Source organism: Pantoea sp. X-Soil-ISGK-421 (genome assembly GCF_059730785.1).
The window spans coordinates 2,166,941-2,186,871 of the sequence record NZ_AP035979.1 but is presented as its reverse complement, the minus strand read 5'-3'; the positions used below and the strand labels follow the sequence as shown (position 1 = coordinate 2,186,871).

General features: G+C 51.3%; 16 protein-coding genes, 1 pseudogene and 1 other annotated feature. Of the genes and pseudogenes, 10 read left to right on the top strand and 7 right to left on the bottom strand.

The features are described from left to right. Window position 1 precedes the first annotated feature (1 nt). Window positions 2-1,595 (bottom strand): annotated as a pseudogene (gene trpD / locus AC6I8K_RS10160) (bifunctional anthranilate synthase glutamate amidotransferase component TrpG/anthranilate phosphoribosyltransferase TrpD). Beyond that, entirely contained in the window at window positions 1,595-3,157 is a 1,563-nt protein-coding gene (locus AC6I8K_RS10155; protein WP_483817509.1) for an anthranilate synthase component 1, read from the bottom strand. Before AC6I8K_RS10155 ends, trpD begins: the two are co-directional and overlap by 1 nt. 23 nt (window positions 3,158-3,180) lie before the next feature. Further along, window positions 3,181-3,289 (bottom strand) — a sequence feature (Trp leader region). A gap of 154 nt (window positions 3,290-3,443) precedes the next feature. On the opposite strand from AC6I8K_RS10155, the gene rnm reads away from it, so the two are divergent. Beyond that, complete coding sequence (rnm, locus tag AC6I8K_RS10150) at window positions 3,444-4,328, top strand: RNase RNM (RefSeq protein WP_497826666.1); 885 nt, start codon at window positions 3,444-3,446, stop codon at window positions 4,326-4,328. Between the two features lie 12 nt (window positions 4,329-4,340). Next, window positions 4,341-4,961, top strand: coding sequence for an L-threonylcarbamoyladenylate synthase (locus AC6I8K_RS10145; protein WP_007892417.1), 621 nt, complete (start codon window positions 4,341-4,343; stop codon window positions 4,959-4,961). Here AC6I8K_RS10145 and AC6I8K_RS10140 read toward each other — a convergent pair whose 3' ends face one another. After that, a complete protein-coding gene (locus tag AC6I8K_RS10140; protein WP_196762325.1) occupies window positions 4,962-5,618 on the bottom strand; it encodes a serine protease in 657 nt (218 codons plus the stop codon). 817 nt (window positions 5,619-6,435) lie between these two features. On the opposite strand from AC6I8K_RS10140, the gene rluB reads away from it, so the two are divergent. Then, the gene (rluB, locus tag AC6I8K_RS10135; RefSeq protein ID WP_064738819.1) at window positions 6,436-7,311 is read left to right on the top strand and encodes a 23S rRNA pseudouridine(2605) synthase RluB; all 876 of its coding nucleotides are present in this window, start codon (window positions 6,436-6,438) and stop codon (window positions 7,309-7,311) included. Window positions 7,312-7,347: 36 nt separating this feature from the next. Here the strand turns inward: rluB and cobO are convergent, their stop codons facing one another. Both cobO and AC6I8K_RS10125 read right to left on the bottom strand, forming a co-directional pair. After that, a complete protein-coding gene (cobO, locus tag AC6I8K_RS10130; protein WP_064738818.1) occupies window positions 7,348-7,935 on the bottom strand; it encodes a cob(I)yrinic acid a,c-diamide adenosyltransferase in 588 nt (195 codons plus the stop codon). Next, the gene (locus AC6I8K_RS10125; RefSeq protein ID WP_497826665.1) at window positions 7,932-8,696 is read right to left on the bottom strand and encodes a YciK family oxidoreductase; all 765 of its coding nucleotides are present in this window, start codon (window positions 8,694-8,696) and stop codon (window positions 7,932-7,934) included. The genes cobO and AC6I8K_RS10125 overlap by 4 nt, the downstream gene beginning before the upstream one ends. Window positions 8,697-8,869: 173 nt before the next feature. On the opposite strand from AC6I8K_RS10125, the gene sohB reads away from it, so the two are divergent. Next, entirely contained in the window at window positions 8,870-9,916 is a 1,047-nt protein-coding gene (gene sohB, locus AC6I8K_RS10120; protein ID WP_483817489.1) for a protease SohB, read from the top strand. 28 nt (window positions 9,917-9,944) lie between these two features. On the opposite strand, the gene AC6I8K_RS10115 is transcribed toward sohB, so the two are convergent. Further along, the gene (locus tag AC6I8K_RS10115) at window positions 9,945-10,193 is read right to left on the bottom strand and encodes a DUF2498 family protein (RefSeq protein WP_483817488.1); all 249 of its coding nucleotides are present in this window, start codon (window positions 10,191-10,193) and stop codon (window positions 9,945-9,947) included. A gap of 370 nt (window positions 10,194-10,563) precedes the next feature. Here AC6I8K_RS10115 and topA point away from each other — a divergent pair, with 370 nt between their 5' ends. The 5 genes from topA to acnA all read left to right on the top strand — a co-directional run bounded on the left by topA (window position 10,564) and on the right by acnA (window position 18,288). Further along, window positions 10,564-13,161, top strand: coding sequence for a type I DNA topoisomerase (gene topA / locus AC6I8K_RS10110; protein ID WP_497826664.1), 2,598 nt, complete (start codon window positions 10,564-10,566; stop codon window positions 13,159-13,161). Window positions 13,162-13,354: 193 nt separating this feature from the next. Continuing rightward, window positions 13,355-14,329 (top strand): HTH-type transcriptional regulator CysB, encoded by a 975-nt coding sequence (cysB, locus tag AC6I8K_RS10105; RefSeq protein WP_064738814.1) that lies wholly within the window; start codon window positions 13,355-13,357, stop codon window positions 14,327-14,329. Between the two features lie 493 nt (window positions 14,330-14,822). Then, window positions 14,823-14,981 carry a YmiA family putative membrane protein gene (locus tag AC6I8K_RS10100; protein WP_071531660.1) on the top strand — a complete coding sequence of 53 codons (159 nt, stop codon included), beginning with the start codon at window positions 14,823-14,825 and terminating at the stop codon, window positions 14,979-14,981. 3 nt (window positions 14,982-14,984) lie between these two features. Further along, window positions 14,985-15,164: a YciX family protein gene (locus tag AC6I8K_RS10095; RefSeq protein ID WP_064738813.1), complete on the top strand. Its 180-nt coding sequence runs from the start codon at window positions 14,985-14,987 to the stop codon at window positions 15,162-15,164. A 442-nt stretch (window positions 15,165-15,606) separates the two neighbouring features. Continuing rightward, a complete protein-coding gene (gene acnA, locus AC6I8K_RS10090; RefSeq protein ID WP_497826663.1) occupies window positions 15,607-18,288 on the top strand; it encodes an aconitate hydratase AcnA in 2,682 nt (893 codons plus the stop codon). A 49-nt stretch (window positions 18,289-18,337) separates the two neighbouring features. Here the strand turns inward: acnA and ribA are convergent, their stop codons facing one another. After that, window positions 18,338-18,931 carry a GTP cyclohydrolase II gene (ribA, locus tag AC6I8K_RS10085; RefSeq protein ID WP_064738811.1) on the bottom strand — a complete coding sequence of 198 codons (594 nt, stop codon included), beginning with the start codon at window positions 18,929-18,931 and terminating at the stop codon, window positions 18,338-18,340. A 229-nt stretch (window positions 18,932-19,160) separates the two neighbouring features. On the opposite strand from ribA, the gene pgpB reads away from it, so the two are divergent. Next, a complete protein-coding gene (gene pgpB, locus AC6I8K_RS10080; protein WP_064738810.1) occupies window positions 19,161-19,925 on the top strand; it encodes a phosphatidylglycerophosphatase B in 765 nt (254 codons plus the stop codon). The last annotated feature ends 6 nt before the right edge of the window (window positions 19,926-19,931 follow it).

Genomic DNA, 19,931 nt, shown 5'->3' with positions numbered 1-19,931 from the left:
CTCATCCTCTCGCTGCCAGAGCGACAACACGCTCGTAGGCTTGCCCGCTGCGAATGGCAGCGATGGCGCGCTGTGCGTTGTCGCGCAAATCTTCATTTCCGAACACTTTCAGTAACATTGCGACGTTCACCGCAACCGCCTGCTCATGGGCGGGCTGGCCTTTACCCTGGAGTAAACGGGTCAGAATGTCACGGTTTTCTTCCGGCGTGCCGCCTGCTAAGGCTTCTTTATCATGGAAACCGAAACCGAAGTCTTCTGGCGTCAGCTGATAGCCGGTGATTTCACCATCGCGCAGCTCAGCAACCTGGGTCGGGCTGTGCAGGGCCACTTCATCCATTCCGCCGCCGTGTACGACGGCAGCACGTTGATAACCGAGCACTTTCAGCGTTTGGGCAATCGGCAGCACCAGTTCCGGGCTGTACACACCAATCACCGCCAAAGGTGGCCGCGCTGGGTTAATCAGCGGGCCCAGCACGTTAAAGAGAGTGCGCGTTTTTAACTGCTGACGCACCGGCATCGCGTGACGAAAACCGCTGTGATACTGCGGGGCAAACAGGAAGCAGACGTTAAGATCGTCCAGCGCCTTGCGTGCTTGTTCGGCAGGCATATCCAGATTGATGCCAAAAGCCGCCAGCAAATCGGAAGAACCGGATTTGCTGGAGACGCTGCGGTTACCGTGCTTCGCCACTTTCAAGCCGCAGGTTGCTGCGACAAAAGCGCTGGCGGTAGAGATGTTAATGCTGTTGCTACCGTCACCGCCGGTACCAACGATATCGGCAAAGGTGTAATCCGGACGCGGGAAGGGTTTAGCATCAGCCAGCAGTGCGGAAGCAGCGCCAGCAATTTCTTCAGGACGCTCACCACGAACTTTCATGGCGATGAGCGCAGCGGCTAACTGCGTCGGCTCCAGTTGACCCGTAATAATGGCGCTAAATAGCTGGTGGCTTTCGGCCTGGCTCAGCGTTTCAGACTGATAAAGTTTTTCCAGAATAGTTTGCATCGTAATCTCCCTATTATTTCGCCAGCGCCCAGGCCAACGTCTGTTCTAACAAGCGCGCGCCTTGGGTGGTGAGAATGGATTCGGGGTGGAACTGGAAGCCACACACCCGGTCGGCATCGTGGCGCACGGCCATCACCATGCCGTTGTAGCTGGCATTAACGGTCAATTCGGCTGGCGTATTGCTGCCAACCAGCGAGTGATAGCGCGCCACCGGCAGCGGATTACTCAGGCCTGCAAACATGCCCTCGCCATCATGGGTGATCGAAGAGGCTTTACCGTGCAGGATCTCGCCGGCCTGGCCAACATGCCCGCCGTACGCTTCAACAATCGCCTGATGACCGAGACAGATACCGATAATCGGCAGACGGCCGCGCAGCGCTTGTAGCAGATCCGGCATGCAACCGGCATCTTTCGGCGCACCCGGACCCGGCGACAGCATCAGAATCGGATTTTCCATCTGCTGCAGGCGATCAATCAGTACGTCTGCGGGAACATTGTTACGGAAAATCAACACGTTGTGGCCAAAGGTACGCAGCTGGTCAACGAGGTTGTAAGTAAAGGAGTCGATGTTATCGAGCAGCAGGATATCGGCCATCAGAAAATCTCCTTGCAGTGATGGGCTGTTGCGATGGCACGTAATACCGCACGTGCTTTGTTGCGGCTCTCGTCCGCTTCTGCCTGAGGCTGAGAATCCAGCACCACACCGGCCCCGGCTTGCACGGTGGCCACGCCGTCTTCAACCCACGCAGATCGGATAACGATGCAGGTATCAAGGTCGCCGTTAGCGGTGAAATAGCCGACTGCGCCGCCGTAGCTGCCACGACGTGTGCCTTCTTTCCCGGCAATCAGTTGCATCGCACGCACTTTTGGCGCGCCGCTCAGCGTGCCCATGTTCATGCAGGCGCGGTACGCGTGCAGCACGTCGAGGTCTGCGCGCAGCGTGCCCACCACGCGTGACACCAGATGCATCACGAACGAGTAGCGGTCAACTTTGGTGAGATCGGCAACGTAGCGGCTGCCCGGCACGCAGATACGTGCCAAATCGTTACGCGCTAAATCCACCAGCATCAGGTGCTCGGCCATCTCTTTATGGTCGGTACGCATTTCCAGTTCGATGCGGCTATCGAGATCGCGATCCAGCGAGCCGTCGGCATGACGTCCGCGTGGACGCGTCCCGGCAATCGGGTAAATCTCAATCTGGCGCGAAGTGGCGTCATATTTCAGTGAGCTTTCTGGCGAGGCACCAAACAGGGCGAAATCCTGGTCCTGCATAAAGAACATGTAAGGACTTGGATTGCTGTTTTTCAGTGTGTCGTAGGCGGCCAGTGGAGAAGGGCATGGCAGCGAGAAACGACGTGAAGGCACCACCTGGAAGATTTCGCCGATGCGAATCGCTTCCTGCATTTCACGCACTACGCTGCAATACTCTTCGTCACTCTGACTGGTGCTGAGCGTCATTTGCTCCACGCGCTGTACTGGCAACGCGGGCGCAGCTTGCGTCATCTGGCCGCGCAGTTGTTCAATGCGGCTTTGCAGACGCTGGAACTCGCTGGTAGATGGGCTGAACAAACTCGCCTGCAGGCGTGCGCTACGCTGTTGATGGTCGATCACCAGTAAGGTTTCGGCCAGATAGAAGCAGTAATCCGGGCAACGTTGTTCATTACGCAGTTCAGGCAGGTCTTCAAAACCGGCGACTAAATCATAAGCGAACAATCCACCGAGCAGCATCGCTTCACGCTCTTCTTCTGGGCTGTTAACCAGTTGCGGAATCAGGCGCAGCGCATCGAACACGGAAAGGGCTTTCAGACGGGAATCTTCATCCTGCATACCTTGCGGCTGGGTGAAATGCAATTCGCGGCCGTCGGGGCGCACGTCGATGCGCACTTCTGATGGCAGCGCCTCGTCCAACAGCGGCAAGATGGCGCGACCATTTTCCGACAGCGCTTTGACAGTGACGATGTTGCCCAGCGCACTGATACGCAGTGCGCTATCAACGATAAGCAGGCTTTTCAGGTTCTGTTTGCTGTCGATATCCGCGGATTCAAGCAGCAAAGTTGCTGGACGTGCGCCGCATAATTGATGAAACACTGCGGCCGGATCTTCGCGGTAAGGCGCGGTACCGGTTATCAACTTCAATGTAGGTTTCGCAATAGCCATAATGGATTCTCTGAATTTCGCTCAAAAAAAAGCCCGCTCGGTGGCGGGCTTAGGTATCAATCTGCACTGCGGTTACGCAAGTTGTGCACGACGACGTCGCCCGATAAAGGGATCATCGCGCCACCAACCATTTAAATGCGTACCCAAAATAGCCATGATTAAATACCCGTTACGTGTGAACTTGTGTACTAGTTAACTGGTTCGGGCGAAAAATGTCAATACCCTTTTTCAGCCAGGGGCAAAATCGTTATTATGCTTGCCGGTTTATGCAGTTGCTGGAGTTATCTTGTCAGACATCGCTCGTTTTCCCCTTTACGATTTACACAGCCATACGCTGGCTTCAGACGGCTTATTGACGCCCACTGCGCTGGTGCAGCGTGCCGTTGAAATGAAAGTCGGTGTGCTGGCTATTACCGATCACGACACGGTGGCGGGCGTGGCGGAGGCGCAGGCGGCAGTGGATCAATACGATCTGCCGATCCGCGTGCTGGCCGGTTTAGAAGCGTCGACGTTATGGGAAAATCATGAGATCCACATTGTAGGGCTGAAAGTTGATTGCCATCATCCTGCGCTGATCGAATTCCTCCACCACCAACATCAAACGCGTCAGGATCGGGCACAGCAGATTGCCGAGCGCCTTGAGCGTGCGCGTATCCCAGATGCTCTAGCTGGCGCTCAGCGTCTGGCGCAAGGCGGTTTGATCACCCGTGGTCATTTTGCGCGTTATCTGGTCGAGATTGGCAAAGCCGATAACATGGCGCAGGTGTTCAAGAATTATCTGGCGCGTGGGAAAACAGGCTACGTGCCTCCGCAATGGTGTACAATTAAACAAGCCATTGATGCTATTCATCATTCTGGCGGCTATGCCGTTTTGGCGCATCCGGGTCGTTACGGTTTGTCCGCTAAATGGTTAAAGCGGCTGATTGCGCATTTTGCCGACGTGGGCGGCGATGCGATGGAAGTTGCGCAGTGCCAGCAAGCCCCAAACGAGCGCACGCAGCTGGCAACCTATGCGCGTGACAATCAGTTAGCAGGGTCGCAGGGATCAGATTTCCACCAACCTTGTCCGTGGATAGAACTGGGACGTAAGTTATGGCTACCAGGAGGCGTGGAGCCCGTTTGGGAACGCTTCCCTGAGTTGGCGCCCAGCGTTGCTGTTGCAGACAGGTGATATGAGGTTTTTATGAGTCAATATTTTCACATTCATCCCGACAATCCGCAGCCGCGCCTGGTGAACCAGGCCGTCGATTATCTCAACAAAGGCAGCGTGATTGTTTATCCAACCGATTCTGGCTACGCGCTGGGTTGTCGCCTGGAAGAGAAAAATGCCATGGAGCGCATTTGTCGCATTCGCCAATTGGATGGCAATCACAACTTCACGTTGATGTGCCGCGATTTGTCGGAGCTGTCGACCTATGCGCAGGTGGATAACTCCGCGTTTCGCATCCTGAAAAATAACACGCCGGGCAATTACACCTTCATTTTGAAGGCGACCAAGGAAGTACCGCGTCGTTTAATGAATGACAAACGTAAAACCATTGGGCTGCGCGTACCGTCCAATCCGGTGGCGCTGGCGCTGCTGGAACGCCTCAACGAGCCGATGATGTCGACATCGCTGATGTTGCCAGGCAACGATTTTACGGAATCGGATCCTGAAGAGATTCAATACAGTATTGGCAAGCTGGTGGATCTGATCATCGATGGCGGCACGCTGGGTCAGCAGCCGACCACGGTGATCGATCTCACCAGCGATGCGCCGGTGGTGGTGCGCGAAGGCGTCGGTGACACGCGCCCATTCCAATAATTATGCATGGTCAGGCGTTGCGTTCTGCGTCTGACCAAGATTTGATTCCAGCCATTTTTTAAAATCCCCGTACGGAATATACAGAGAGACATCTTTTAAGATGACTTTCTTACTGCGCACGTTGGATATTTCATGACTGTAACCCACGATGACACCACCAATCGTTTGATCAGCATTATATACCGCACCACCTGACATCCCCTGGACGACGCCAGCATTAGATGCCATGGCCATGCAAGGTTTTTTATTCCATTTATTGGTGATAGCGGTACGCGCTAAATTAACGCCACTTGATTCCACAGGCATGGCGGAAATAAAGCTGTAACCGTACATTTTAATCGGTTCCCCGATGGCGCCGCTGCGGAATTTAGCCAGCGTTTCCGGACTGTTTTTATGGTAAATAATCGCGACGTCGCAATAAGGATGATAAGCCTTAACGCGTTGCACGGCGGTTTTCGCCACGTGAGCAGCCGTGAGGCTGTATTCTGGTGTCAGAGGAATAGTTGTGCCGAGGATGCCCATACCCAGCACAGTCGGAATGCCTGTCACGCTCATATCGACGTGTTGCATCGCAGTACGACTGTACTCAGTGTGGCCCACGGAACAACCGCTCAGTGCCAGCGCAGCAAGCGCAGGCCAAAGCAGAGAGGTTTTCATGGCTGTGATCTTCATTAAAGCATGTCCGTAAAATCCCTGGTGAAGACTTTCGACATGCGAATTAAATTCATTCCGTGAATGAATAAACGCGTCAGATCCCGCGCGCGCCGGTTTATATTATCAGTGAAATTACACAGTGTTCGTTAATGCTTTGTTATTTGAACGAATATAAATAGTAAATTGAAGCTAAATTATTATGACGACACACTGGATTTCAGGCTTAAATTTTACACGGTTTTTTCTTAAGAACAATTCATCAAATTTAATATTAATCAAAAAATACAAAAATACAGACTTAATCCAACCTGTAGTGCCAATTAACTATCAATTTAGATTTATCACTAAAGTGAGCCTTATTTAAGTCAGTTAAATAGTTTTATATGCTGTTTTTTGCTTTTAACTCAGTTATTGCGTTCGTGAATGATTATAAGCCTGGCAAGCTCTGCTGCTAAGACAGTCGTGAAAGGTGCTAATGTATCAGTGGGCTAAAGTTGGCAAAATGCTCATGCTAAAAAGCTTAGCGGCAAATGGTAATAATTCAGTGACTTGGCAATGTCGAACGTACGCTTTACGAAGAAGATCTATCAATTAGGCGAATGATTAGTATTGAACGGTCGAGCGGACGCTCTTTGCCGGGCCATCTATTATCGGCAGCAAAGGAAAAGGTGTTAACAAAACTTGCGTTAGTGTAAAATCGCGGGCCGCCTAAGATTGCACAAGCGATGCGCAGCGGTAACAGATTCTGATATAGGAATTGGTAATCCCTGTATCGCACCTCTTCTTACCACGACGCCTGGGAAGGCGACAACGAGGCTCCATGAGCGAAAAATTACAGAAAGTATTAGCGCGTGCCGGTCACGGTTCGCGTCGCGAAATCGAAACCATGATTTCTGCCGGACGTGTCAGCGTTGACGGCAAACTGGCGACGCTTGGCGATCGCGTCGAAAGTGATAAATCTTTGAAAATCCGTATTGATGGCCATCTGGTGTCCATCGCTGAGTCGGCGACCGAAGTGTGTCGCGTACTGGCGTATTACAAACCAGAGGGTGAACTCTGTACCCGTAACGATCCGGAAGGGCGCCCAACCGTGTTTGATCGTCTGCCGCGTCTGCGTGGTTCACGTTGGATTGCCGTCGGTCGTCTGGATGTGAATACGTGCGGGCTGATGCTGTTCACCACCGATGGTGAACTGGCTAACCGTTTGATGCACCCAAGCCGTGAAGTTGAGCGTGAATACGCGGTTCGCGTGTTTGGCGAAGTGGATGACGATAAGATCCGTCAACTGAGCAAAGGCGTGCAACTGGAAGATGGTCCGGCCTCGTTTAAAACCATTAAGTTTGCGGGTGGCGAAGGGATCAACCAGTGGTACAACGTGACGCTGACCGAAGGACGTAACCGCGAAGTGCGTCGTCTGTGGGAAGCGGTGGGCGTGCAGGTAAGTCGTCTGATGCGTGTCCGCTACGGTGATATTCAGCTGCCGAAAGGTCTGCCACGCGGCGGTTGGATCGAGATGGAATTACCCGCGGTGAACTATCTGCGCACTTTAGTCAGTATGCCCGAAGAGACAGTAACCAAAGTCGCAGTAGAAAAAGATCGTCGTCGCACCAAAGCTAACCAAATCCGTCGTGCGGTAAAACGTCACGGTGTGGTGAGCAACAATTCCCGTCGTAATAACACGAAACGCGGTTCCTGATGCGAATGCTGACGCCGCGTTCTGCGGCGTCAGGTTTTACCAATCTATTCCTTGTTGTGCCTGAATGCCCGCATCGAACGCATGTTTCACCGGACGCATTTCCGTCACAGTATCCGCTAAGTCCAGTAAGGTACGATGACAGCCGCGACCGGTAATGATCACGGTTTGCTGTAATGGACGTCGTTTCAGCGCCTCGGTCAGCTCATCTAAATCCAGATAATCCATGCTCACCATGTAGGTGATTTCATCGAGGATCAGCAGATCGACGCTGTCATCCGCCAGCATGCGACGTGCCTGCTGCCACACCAACTGACACGCGATGGTATCCGTTTCGCGGTTTTGCGTATCCCAGGTAAAACCGGTGGACATCACCTGGAATTCGACACCGTGCTGTTCCAGTAGATTGCGTTCACCATTCGGCCATTCGCCTTTAATGAATTGTACCGCCGCCACTTTTTTACCATGACCGCAGGCGCGCAACGCGGTACCGAAAGCGGCGGTGGTTTTACCTTTGCCGTTGCCGGTGAACACCATCAAAATGCCGCGCGTCTCAGTAGCAGCGGCGATACGGGCATCAACCTGTTCTTTCAGTCGTTGCTGGCGTTGCTGATGGCGATCGCTCATGCGCTTGCGGGTCCCGCTTTACGTCCGGGCTGCGCATCAAAGCTGGTGCCGGTTTTACGTCGGCTATCATCGCCCATTAAGTAAAGGTAGAGCGGCATCAAATCAGCGGGTGTTTTGAGCAAATTAGCATCCTCTTCCGGGAACGCACTGGCTCGCATTTTGGTGCGTGTGCCGCCGGGATTAATGCAGTTAACCCGTAAATGGCCGTTTTTATATTCATCGGCCAGCACCTGCATCATGCCTTCAGTGGCAAACTTTGAGACCGCATACGCACCCCAACCTGCACGCCCGGTACGGCCGACACTGGAGGTGGTAAACACCAGCGATCCGGCGTCCGATTTCAGCAGCAACGGAAGCAGTGCCTGCGTTAAATAGAAGGTGGCATCAAGGTTAATCTGCATCACATCACGCCAGATTTGAGGATCGAGTTCTTCTAACGGCACGATCTCCCCCAAAATGCCGGCATTATGCAGCACACCATCCAGACGCGGCACCAGCGCAGCGACCTGTTCGGCCAACTGCTGGCAAGTTTCTGGTGTAGCTTCAGCCAAATCCAGTAATAAAGAAGTTGCTGGCTGTTGGTTTAACTGGCTGATGGCTTGCTCAGTGTTGCGCAGCGTCTCGGGATTGCGTCCCAACAGGATGACGCGCGCACCATAGCGCGCATAGGTCAGCGCCGCTTCACGGCCAATGCCGTCGGAAGCGCCAGTGACGAGGATAATGCGATTTTCCAGTAGATCGCTTTTCGGTTGATAATGCACAGCGATGTCCTTTGGTTGGGTCAGAAGGTTTTTGGCTTTATGCCTTAATTTGCCGCCCGGTGCAATCACTCTGCCTCGCATTCTGTGCCGCCAGCGGGCATTTCAGGCGACGACAGCGCGCAAAGCGGGTAAACTCAAACTTGTTGTAATTTACTGTTTAATAAGGCGGCAGAATGGATTTTTTCTCCAGTTACGGATTATTTCTGGCTAAGGCTGTCACCATAGTGGTGGCGATCGCAGCTATTGTTCTGATTGTGCTTAATGCCGCGCTGCGTAAACGTCACAGCAGCGGGCAGCTGCGTTTGACCCATCTTGATGATGATTATCGTGAGATGAAAGAAGAGTTACAGCTCGCCAAAATGAAACCGCAGGCGCAGAAAGTATGGCTTAAGCAGCAGAAGAAAGAAGAGAAACAAAAGGCTAAAACCGAGAAACGCAATGCCAAAGCTGGCGTGAGCGAAACACCTAAACCAACACTCTATGTGCTGGAGTTCAAAGGTAGCATGGACGCGAGTGAAGTTGCCTCGTTGCGTGAAGAGATCTCCGCCGTGCTGGCGGTTGCCGCGCCTGGTGACGAAGTGCTGTTACGTCTGGAAAGTCCCGGCGGCGTGGTGCATGGTTACGGCTTGGCGGCTTCGCAACTGCAACGCTTACGCGATGCGGGCCTACAACTGACTGCCGTGGTGGATAAAGTCGCCGCCAGCGGCGGTTACATGATGGCTTGCGTAGCGGATCGTATTGTGGCCGCTCCGTTTTCTATCATTGGATCGATCGGCGTGGTCGCGCAGATTCCAAACTTCAATCGCCTGTTAAAACGTAACAATATTGATGTCGAGCTGCATACCGCCGGTCAATATAAGCGTACGTTGACGCTGTTTGGTGAAAACACCGAAGAAGGGCGTGAAAAATTCCAGGAAGATCTTAATGAAACGCATCAGCTGTTCAAGGATTTTGTGCAGCAGATGCGTCCGTCGCTCGATCTCAACAAGGTGGCGACCGGCGAGCATTGGTATGGACGTCAGGCGCTGGATTTAGGCCTGGTCGATGAAATTGGCACTAGCGATGCGTTGATTATCAAAAATATGGAACGCTTTACCGTGCTGGGCGTGCATTTCGCGCGGAAGCGGAAAATGATGGATCGCTTTACCAGCAGCGCGAGCCTGGCGGCTGAGCGATTGATTCTGAAAATATGGCAGCGCGGTGAGAAGCCGCTGCTGTAAGTGAGCCCGGCAATTGCCGGGCTTTTTTTTATGCCAGATGATATTGAGAGGAGAGTTCGACCGCGAGGTGTTTAAACACGTTAAACACCGTGGTGGTTTTGGCGGTAGGCAAACCTTCAGAATCGAGAAAATAGGGACCGCGAAACACCAATACGTCGCCTTGCTGAATCACATCGTCTGCTTCTAATCCAACAAAATAATTGTCGTGCTGCGTGATTATCTGATTGGCTATTTCCAGTAACATCTGGCGTGAAATAGATTCCGTTGGCCCTGACATTTTACACCTCTTTTTTGACAGCCATTTTTCTCCTTCTATATTACTTGCGAGTCGTCGCGTTCAGCAAATCAGCGTTGCGTCAGAAAAATGGCGCAAAATTAGGCAGAATGCTAATTAAGTTGCGTAACGGATTTTATCAGGTAGAGTGTGGGCGATTCAGCTTTCAGGGAGATCGCACCCGGATGTGTGGTTCTGTCAGATGGAAAACTCGCTCTTAATCATAAAGTTGCAGAAGTCGACGCAATCTGACCTGAGATTATCCCAGCTGCCTTGTAATGCGAAATTGTGGCAGCAATATTGAACCCATTGGGTTTTGGGACCTCCAATTCTCTCCCGTTTATCAGGACGTTTCATTTAGGTAAAGGTACATATGGGTAAATCACTCGTAATCGTTGAGTCCCCGGCAAAGGCCAAAACAATCAATAAATACCTCGGTAATGACTACGTGGTGAAATCCAGCGTCGGTCATATCCGTGATTTGCCGACCAGTGGTTCAACTGCCCGTAAAAGTGCCGACGGGGAAAAAGCGAAGCCTGGCAAAAAGGTTAAGAAAGATGAGAAAGCCGCTTTAGTCAATCGCATGGGTGTCGATCCCTGGCATGGTTGGGAAGCGGATTATCAAATTCTGCCGGGCAAAGAAAAAGTTGTCGCTGAGTTGAAAAATCTGGCAGCTGACGCTGACCACATCTATCTCGCAACCGACCTTGACCGCGAAGGGGAAGCCATTGCCTGGCACCTGCGGGAAGTGATCGGTGGAGACGATAAACGCTTTAGCCGCGTGGTGTTTAACGAAATCACCAAGAATGCGATTCGTCAGGCGTTTGATAAGCCGGGAGAGCTCAATATTGAACGTGTTAATGCCCAGCAAGCGCGCCGCTTTATGGATCGCGTGGTGGGTTATATGGTTTCGCCGCTGCTGTGGAAGAAAATTGCCCGTGGCTTGTCAGCCGGTCGCGTTCAGTCTGTTGCTGTGCGTCTGGTGGTTGAGCGCGAGCACGAAATCAAAGCCTTCGTGCCAGAAGAGTACTGGGAAATCGATGCTGATTTCGCCACGCCTAAAGGCGCCGATCTGGCCATGCAGGTCACACATCAGAATGACAAAGCGTTCCGCCCGGTTAATCGTGAGCAAACTCACGCGGCGGTCGCTATTTTGCAGAAAGCGCGTTATGAAGTGTTGGATCGTGAAGACAAGCCGACCAGCAGCAAGCCTTCTGCACCTTTTATTACTTCAACGTTGCAACAGGCCGCAAGCACGCGTCTTGGCTTCGGCGTTAAGAAGACCATGATGATGGCGCAGCGCTTGTATGAAGCCGGTCACATCACCTATATGCGTACCGACTCCACCAACCTGAGCCAGGATGCAGTGGCGATGGCGCGTGACTATGTTGAAAGCAGCTTCGGTAAGAAATATCTGCCAGATGCGCCCAATACCTATGCCAGCAAAGAGAATTCACAGGAAGCGCATGAAGCCATTCGTCCTTCAGATGTGAATATCGTGGCAGAGCAGCTGAAAGATATGGAAGCCGACGCGCAGAAACTCTATCAGCTAATTTGGCGCCAATTCGTTGCCTGCCAAATGGTACCGGCCCAGTACGACTCCACTACACTGACCGTGGGCGCGGCTGAGTTCAAATTGAAAGCCAAAGGCCGCACGCTGCGTTTCGATGGCTGGACGCGCGTGATGCCTGCGCTGCGTAAAAATGATGAAGATCTAACACTGCCGCCGGTTGATGTAGGCGACATGCTGGATCTTAAAGAACTGATGCCAAGCCAGCACTTCACCAAACCGCCGGCGCGCTTCAGTGAAGCTTCGCTGGTACGCGAGCTGGAAAAACGCGGTATTGGTCGTCCATCAACCTATGCCTCGATTATCTCAACTATTCAGGACCGTGGTTACGTGCGTGTAGAGAACCGCCGTTTCTACGCTGAAAAAATGGGTGAAATTGTTACCGATCGTCTTGAGTCTAATTTCCGCGAACTGATGAATTATGACTTCACCGCGCGCATGGAAAACAGCCTCGATCAGGTGGCTAATAATGAAGCCGAATGGAAAGCGGTGCTCGATTCCTTCTTCAGTGATTTCAGCCAGCAGTTAGATCACGCTGAAAAAGATCCGGAAGAGGGGGGCATGCAGCCGAACCAGATGGTGTTGACATCGATTGATTGCCCGACTTGCAGCCGTCCAATGGGCATTCGCACAGCCAGCACCGGTGTGTTCCTGGGTTGTTCGGGTTATGCCTTGCCGCCAAAAGAACGCTGCAAGCAAACCATCAATCTGATCCCGGAAAATGAAGTGCTTAACGTGCTGGAGGGCGATGATGCCGAAACCAACGCGTTGCGCGCCCGTCGCCGTTGCCAGAAGTGTGGTACCGCGATGGATAGCTATCTCATTGATAATCAGCGTAAGCTGCACGTCTGCGGTAATAATCCAGAATGTGATGGCTACGAGATCGAGCAGGGCGAGTTCCGTATCAAGGGCTATGATGGTCCGATTGTTGAGTGCGAGAAATGCGGCTCTGAAATGCACCTTAAAATGGGCCGTTTCGGTAAGTACATGGCTTGTACTAACGACGAATGCAAAAACACCCGCAAGATTCTGCGTAATGGTGACGTCGCGCCGCCAAAAGAAGATCCGGTGCCGCTGCCAGAACTGGAGTGCGAAAAGTCGGACGCTTACTTTGTGTTGCGTGATGGCGCAGCGGGCGTGTTCCTTGCCGCTAATACCTTCCCGAAATCGCGTGAAACCCGCGCGCCGCTAGTGGAGGAGCTGAAACGCTTTGCCGATCGTCTGCCAGAAAAGCTGAAGTATCTGTCAGAAGCGCCAGCCACCGATCCGGAAGGCAATAAAACGATGGTGCGTTTCAGTCGTAAAACGAAACAGCAGTATGTTTCATCGGAAAAAGATGGCAAAGCCACCGGCTGGTCAATGTTCTATATTGATGGCAAATGGCAGGAAGCGAAAAAGTAATTCCTCTTAAGGCCAGCGTCTGCTGGCCTTTCTCTTATCCTTATAGCTAATCGTTCTACATTCTTCCTTTAACTGATATAGTTGTTATAGAACTCTTTTCGTTTCGCTGACTCGCTTTCCCTCCCTCATTGCAATCAAGGCGGAAACACGCCTGCCGGGAATGCACCTCTGTCGCTACCAGGAAGATATAACTATGAAATTGCAGCAGTTGCGTTACATCGTCGAAGTGGTAAATCACAACCTTAATGTCTCATCGACCGCCGAAGGCTTATATACCTCACAGCCAGGCATTAGTAAGCAAGTACGTATGTTGGAAGATGAGCTGGGCGTGCAGATATTTGCGCGCAGTGGTAAGCATCTGACGCAAGTAACGCCTGCAGGCGAAGAGATCATCCGTATTGCACGCGAAGTTCTGTCTAAAGTTGATGCGATCAAATCAGTGGCAGGTGAACATACCTGGCCAGATAAAGGATCGCTGTATGTCGCGACGACCCATACGCAAGCGCGTTATGCGCTGCCGGGCGTTATAAAAGGCTTTATTGAGCGCTATCCTCGCGTCTCTTTGCACATGCATCAAGGATCGCCGACGCAAATTGCTGAGGCAGTTTCAAAGGGAAATGCTGACTTTGCGATTGCCACTGAAGCATTGCATCTTTATGACGACCTGATCATGCTGCCGTGCTATCACTGGAATCGTGCCATTGTGGTTACACCCGATCATCCGCTAGCGGGTAAATCCAATGTGACGATAGAAGAGCTGGCGGATTTCCCTTTAGTCACCTACACCTTCGGCTTTACCGGCCGTTCTGAGCTGGACACGGCGTTTAACCGCGCAGGATTAACGCCACGCATTGTTTTCACCGCGACCGATGCAGACGTAATTAAGACTTATGTGCGCTTAGGCTTAGGCGTTGGTGTGATTGCCAGTATGGCGGTGGACCCGGTTGCTGACCCTGATTTAGTGCGCATTGAAGCTTCAGAGATCTTTACGAATAGTACGACTAAGATTGGCTTTAGGCGCAGCACCTTCCTGCGCAGCTATATGTATGATTTTATTCAACGTTTTGCACCACACCTCACACGTGATGTGGTGGATGCGGCGGTCGCACTGCGCTCTAATGAAGATATCGAAGCCATGTTCCGCGACATCAAATTACCTTTCAAGTAAATTCATAACTCATTCTTTTGCCAAGGTGTCCAGTGGGCACCTTCGGAATCCCTTAGCGCTTAGCGCCACGAGTACATCAAAAAAAATCATTATTTTTATGTAAATGAAACATGGGTCACATGTTTTTTCATTGTTATTTATTAAATGCGAATCAGTACACATTTTTTACGATGCTACTTTGCAGCCCGCCAGGAATATTCCCATACTCTAGTTAAGAGTTGATGGAGAAGGGCTTTTTGACTGGGTTACTAAATTAAACTCAAATTTAGAATGGATCTAATTTGTGATTAACCCAAATTTACAATGTAACTATTTAATTAATAGTTATCATGGCAATTAAATTTATCTCATCAATTTTTTACGTTTTGATAAATAGCGTTAATCGTTGTGCTCAATAAAAATAACTGGATTTTCGGTCTTAACAAGTTTAGGATTCGTCCTAAATCTTAATCGTTGTCATCAATCGTTTTATTGAGAGTGATTATCAAAAACTATGAATACGAGAATAACTGTACAGCCGGGCTTCCGGACTAAAAGCACCAAAGTTGAGCGCACTGGCAACACCCGTCGCAAAGCTTGGATGACTGTCTTCGCTGCTTCAGCACTGTTCTGGGTAGTGGTGGCGTTAATGATTTGGCGTATGTGGGGTTAAACCATGTGGGCAAATACACTCAGTCGTAAACATCCGGTATCTGCGCGTCAGCCGCAAACGCCTGCGTGCAAAGTGAAAGATGTGGTTTCCACTGAACCGCAAGTTACGATTCCTACTTCGTGGGAACTCAGTGAAAACCAGCGTAATTTTATAGAATCCTTCATGGATATGAAGTCGAAATAACGCAGCATGCGTTCCGTTCCATATTTAGACATTTAGTCCCTCTTTTTGCCGGATTATCCGGTGGGCAAGTTAAAAGCCCGTCCTTTAACACTCAGCATTAAAAAAACGGTGTCATCAGTACAGCGCTGAAGACGGTGGTCTTTTTTTGCCCGGAATCCGGGAGGGAGTGAATTATGAACATCAATACAACAACGTTATCCTGGTTTAGCGTATATACCTTCTCGCTAGCGTTTTGGGCTGCCGCCTTTTGGGCGATGATTTAGCCTTAACGCAAATTAAATCGAATTCTTTAAATGCCCTGACAAATGTTGGGGCATTTTTCATTGTATTTTAATGTGTCTATTCGTGTTGTTATCAAAACGTTAACGCTAATGTAGTCTATCTTTAAGTTAAACCTTGCAGTCACTGAGGTTTAAAAGAGATCCACTTACATGGAGGCGCTATGTCGTTAACGTTACGCGAGCAGAGTCAGGACACGCTGGATGTTCGGGCAAAAAAATATCACTACTACAGCCTGCCTAAAGCAGCCCAGCAATTGGGCAATATTGATCGCTTGCCCAAGTCTATGAAAGTCCTGCTTGAAAACTTATTGCGCTGGCAGGATGGTGATTCTGTCACGCTTGAAGATATTGAGGCGTTGGTCGCCTGGCAAAAAGATGCTCACGCCGATCGTGAGATTGCCTATCGTCCGGCGCGTGTATTAATGCAAGATTTTACCGGCGTGCCAGCGGTGGTGGATTTAGCGGCCATGCGTGAGGCAGTAAAACGCCTCGGTGGCAACGTCGCTAAAGTTAATCCCCTTTCGCCGGTTGACCTGGTTATTGACCATTCCGTCACCGTGGATCATTTCGGCGATAACAAAGCTTTTGACGAAAATGTGCGCCTAGAAATGGAACGTAACCATGAACGTTACGTTTTTTTGCGCTGGGGACAAAAAGCGTTTAACCGCTTCCGTGTGGTCCCACCTGGCACGGGCATTTGTCATCAGGTCAATCTCGAATATCTGGGTAAATCTGTCTGGCATGAAACACAAGATGGCAAAGAGGTCGCTTATCCGGATACGTTAGTCGGCACCGATTCGCATACCACAATGATCAATGCGCTTGGCGTATTAGGGTGGGGTGTTGGCGGAATTGAGGCTGAAGCGGCAATGCTTGGCCAACCGGTGTCTATGCTGATACCAGACGTGGTCGGTTTTAAACTCACGGGTAAATTGCGCGCTGGCATTACTGCAACTGATCTGGTGTTAACCGTCACGCAAATGCTACGTCAACATGGGGTAGTGGGTAAATTCGTTGAGTTTTACGGTGATGGCTTGGCTGATTTGCCGCTTGCCGATCGCGCGACCATCGCTAATATGGCTCCAGAATATGGCGCGACCTGCGGTTTCTTCCCTATTGATGAAGTCACGCTGAGCTACATGACACTCACCGGCCGCGACGCTGATCAAGTTGAACTGGTTGAAGCCTATGCCAAAGAACAAGGCATGTGGCGAAACGCAGGCGATGAGCCGGTGTTCACCAGCTCCTTAGCACTGGATATGGGTGAAGTTGAATCCAGTCTCGCCGGTCCAAAACGTCCTCAGGATCGAGTATCGCTTGGCGATGTTCCCACTGCCTTCGACGCAAGCAACGAACTGGAAGTTAATCAGGCGCAAAAACCGCATAAAACTGTCAGCTATCGCGACAGCGAAACCGGTGACAGTTATCAGCTGGATGACGGGGCAGTAGTGATCTCGGCGATTACCTCCTGTACCAACACATCAAACCCTAGCGTACTGATGGCGGCCGGTTTGCTGGCAAAGAATGCGGTTGAGCGCGGTCTGATGCGCAAACCATGGGTCAAGGCTTCGCTCGCGCCGGGATCGAAAGTTGTTTCTGATTATCTGGCGGTAGCGCAACTAACCCCTTACCTGGATGAGTTGGGTTTTAATCTGGTCGGTTACGGTTGCACCACCTGTATCGGTAATTCGGGTCCATTACCTGATGCCATTGAAAGCGCGATTAAAGAGGGTGATCTCACGGTTGCCGCGGTGCTCTCTGGTAACCGTAATTTTGAAGGCCGTATTCATCCGCTGATTAAAACCAACTGGCTGGCTTCGCCGCCGCTGGTGGTGGCTTATGCTTTAGCGGGCAACATGAAGATCAATCTGCAATCTGAACCGATCGGACAAGATCGTCAGGGCAATGATGTTTTCCTCAAGGATATCTGGCCATCGCCGGAGGAGATTGCAGAAGCGGTGCAGAAAGTGACCAGCGATATGTTCCACAAAGAGTATGCTGAGGTGTTTGACGGCACCCCGGAGTGGCAGCAAATCAAAGTCAGCGAAGCGCCTACTTATGATTGGGATGGCGATTCCACCTACATTCGCCTGTCGCCGTTCTTTGACGATATGGAGAAAACGCCGAAGCCGGTGCAGGATATTAAAGGCGCGCGCATTCTGGCAATGCTGGGCGACTCTGTAACCACCGACCATATTTCGCCTGCAGGGAGCATCAAGGCGGAAAGTCCGGCCGGTCGCTATTTGCTCACTCACGGTGTCGAGCGCACCGATTTCAACTCCTACGGGTCTCGTCGTGGTAACCACGAAGTGATGATGCGCGGAACCTTCGCCAATATTCGTATCCGCAATGAAATGGTGCCGGGAGTGGAGGGCGGTTATACCAAACACTTCCCCAGCAACGAACAGTTGGCTATTTACGATGCCGCGATGAAATACCAGCAAGAAGGCGTGCCGTTAGCGGTCATTGCTGGTAAAGAGTACGGTTCCGGCTCCAGTCGTGACTGGGCAGCGAAAGGGCCGCGCTTACAAGGTGTACGTGTGGTTATTTCCGAATCCTTCGAGCGCATTCACCGCTCTAACCTGATTGGGATGGGGATTCTGCCGCTCGAGTTTCCGTCCGGCGTAACGCGGAAAACGCTGCAATTGACGGGTGAAGAGTTCATCGATGTGGCGAACCTATCACAGCTTAAGCCAGGTGGTACGGTAACCGTGACGCTGACGCGCGCGGATGGCAGTAAAGAGACGCTTGAAACGCGCTGCCGCATTGATACCAGTAATGAACTGACCTATTACCAGAACGACGGCATACTGCATTATGTTATACGCAATATGCTGAATTAAAAAATAAAGCCGGGATGTCCCGGCTTTTTTTATTGGCTTTTGAAACTGTTTAAGACTTCGGCAGCAGGTGACCCATTTTTGCGGCTTTAGTATCGAGATAATGCGCATTTTTCGGGTTGCGCCCGACAACCAATGGCACGCGTTCAACGATATTGATACCGGCCTCGGTCAGAATCTCAACTTTGCGCGGATTGTTCGTCAGCAAGCGCACTTCATTGACGCCCAACAGTTTGAACATATCTGCACACAGCGTGAAATCACGCTCATCAGCGGCGAAACCAAGCTGGTGGTTGGCTTCGACGGTGTCGTAGCCTTTATCCTGCAAAGCGTAAGCACGAATTTTATTCAGCAAACCGATGTTACGTCCTTCCTGACGGTGATACATCAGGATGCCACGACCTTCTTCAGCAATCGCCGTTAACGCGGCTTCGAGCTGAAAACCGCAGTCGCAGCGTAAGCTGAACAGGGCATCGCCAGTCAGGCACTCAGAATGGACGCGCGCCAGCACCGGATTGTGATCGCTAATATCACCAAAAACCAGCGCGACATGGTCGTGGCCGGTTGCCAGTTCTTCAAAACCAACCATCAGGAAATCTCCCCATGGCGTGGGCAGTTTGGCTTCTGCTACCCGTTTAAGCTGCATGTGACTCTCCAGAACCTTCAGAGGATGCGCTATCATCATGATAACGCACGGGCCCAAGTGGCCCGATGAAACTCACGCTATTGTGCCACAACCAGAACTGCTGCCGTTAATCGGTCAGAGTGATTGTAGTGATAAAGCACAATTATCCAAGCCGCAATAGGTATGTTATTCTTTTTTCAGCTAAAGTTATGCATTACGCACGCGTTTATGCGGATCTAAAAGGAAGCGAATGTTAAAAATCATTCAGCGCACCACCCTCGGGGCGTTTTTATTGTTGCTGATGCCGTTAGGCGTTTGGATATCGGGCTGGCAATGGCAGCCCGAGGAAAGTGGCCATCTTCTGCGAGCGCTGTTCTGGATGACGGAAACTGTCACCAATCCATGGGGCATTCTTACCAGTATCATCCTGAGCGCTTGGGTGTTGTGGTGTTTACGCTTTCGCCTTAAACCCGCGATTCTGCTCATCATCATTATGAACGGGGCGATTCTTGCCGGTCAGTACACCAAATCCTCAATTAAAGAGCAGGTGCAGGAACCGCGCCCGTATGTTATCTGGCTGGAAAAAAGCCACGGTATTAACGGTGATGCGTTTTATCAGCTTCATCGCCAACAGCGCGGGGAAATGGTTTCAACTTTGCTGGCCAACGATACACAGTTGCCGCAATGGCTAAAGCATCATTGGGCATTTGAAACCGGCTATGCGTTTCCTTCCGGGCACACCATGTTTGCCGCCAGTTGGGCACTTTTAGCGATCGGTTTATTATGGCCACGCCGCCACTTTGCCACGGTCGCGGTATTGTTCGTTTGGGCGACCGCGGTAATGGGCAGCCGTTTAGTATTAGGTATGCACTGGCCGCGCGATTTAGTGATGGCAACACTGATTTCCTGGTTGTTAGTGACCATTGCCACGTTACTGGCCCAGCGTTTCTGCGGCCCGCTAACTATCCCACCGGAAGAACATCGTGAAATCGCCCAACGTGATGATGGATTGTAATTACAC

Excerpts from the sequence above, each read along its gene's own strand:
- pgpB (WP_064738810.1), top strand. The coding sequence starts at position 19,161 with ATGTTAAAAATCATTCAGCGCACCACCCTCGGGGCGTTTTTATTGTTG.
- AC6I8K_RS10100 (WP_071531660.1), top strand. The coding sequence starts at position 14,823 with ATGAATACGAGAATAACTGTACAGCCGGGCTTCCGGACTAAAAGCACC.
- topA (WP_497826664.1), top strand. The coding sequence starts at position 10,564 with ATGGGTAAATCACTCGTAATCGTTGAGTCCCCGGCAAAGGCCAAAACA.
- acnA (WP_497826663.1), top strand. The coding sequence starts at position 15,607 with ATGTCGTTAACGTTACGCGAGCAGAGTCAGGACACGCTGGATGTTCGG.
- AC6I8K_RS10095 (WP_064738813.1), top strand. The coding sequence starts at position 14,985 with ATGTGGGCAAATACACTCAGTCGTAAACATCCGGTATCTGCGCGTCAG.
- AC6I8K_RS10145 (WP_007892417.1), top strand. The coding sequence starts at position 4,341 with ATGAGTCAATATTTTCACATTCATCCCGACAATCCGCAGCCGCGCCTG.
- cysB (WP_064738814.1), top strand. The coding sequence starts at position 13,355 with ATGAAATTGCAGCAGTTGCGTTACATCGTCGAAGTGGTAAATCACAAC.
- ribA (WP_064738811.1), bottom strand. The coding sequence starts at position 18,931 with ATGCAGCTTAAACGGGTAGCAGAAGCCAAACTGCCCACGCCATGGGGA.
- rluB (WP_064738819.1), top strand. The coding sequence starts at position 6,436 with ATGAGCGAAAAATTACAGAAAGTATTAGCGCGTGCCGGTCACGGTTCG.
- AC6I8K_RS10140 (WP_196762325.1), bottom strand. The coding sequence starts at position 5,618 with ATGAAAACCTCTCTGCTTTGGCCTGCGCTTGCTGCGCTGGCACTGAGC.
- cobO (WP_064738818.1), bottom strand. The coding sequence starts at position 7,935 with ATGAGCGATCGCCATCAGCAACGCCAGCAACGACTGAAAGAACAGGTT.
- AC6I8K_RS10155 (WP_483817509.1), bottom strand. The coding sequence starts at position 3,157 with ATGGCTATTGCGAAACCTACATTGAAGTTGATAACCGGTACCGCGCCT.
- AC6I8K_RS10115 (WP_483817488.1), bottom strand. The coding sequence starts at position 10,193 with ATGTCAGGGCCAACGGAATCTATTTCACGCCAGATGTTACTGGAAATA.
- sohB (WP_483817489.1), top strand. The coding sequence starts at position 8,870 with ATGGATTTTTTCTCCAGTTACGGATTATTTCTGGCTAAGGCTGTCACC.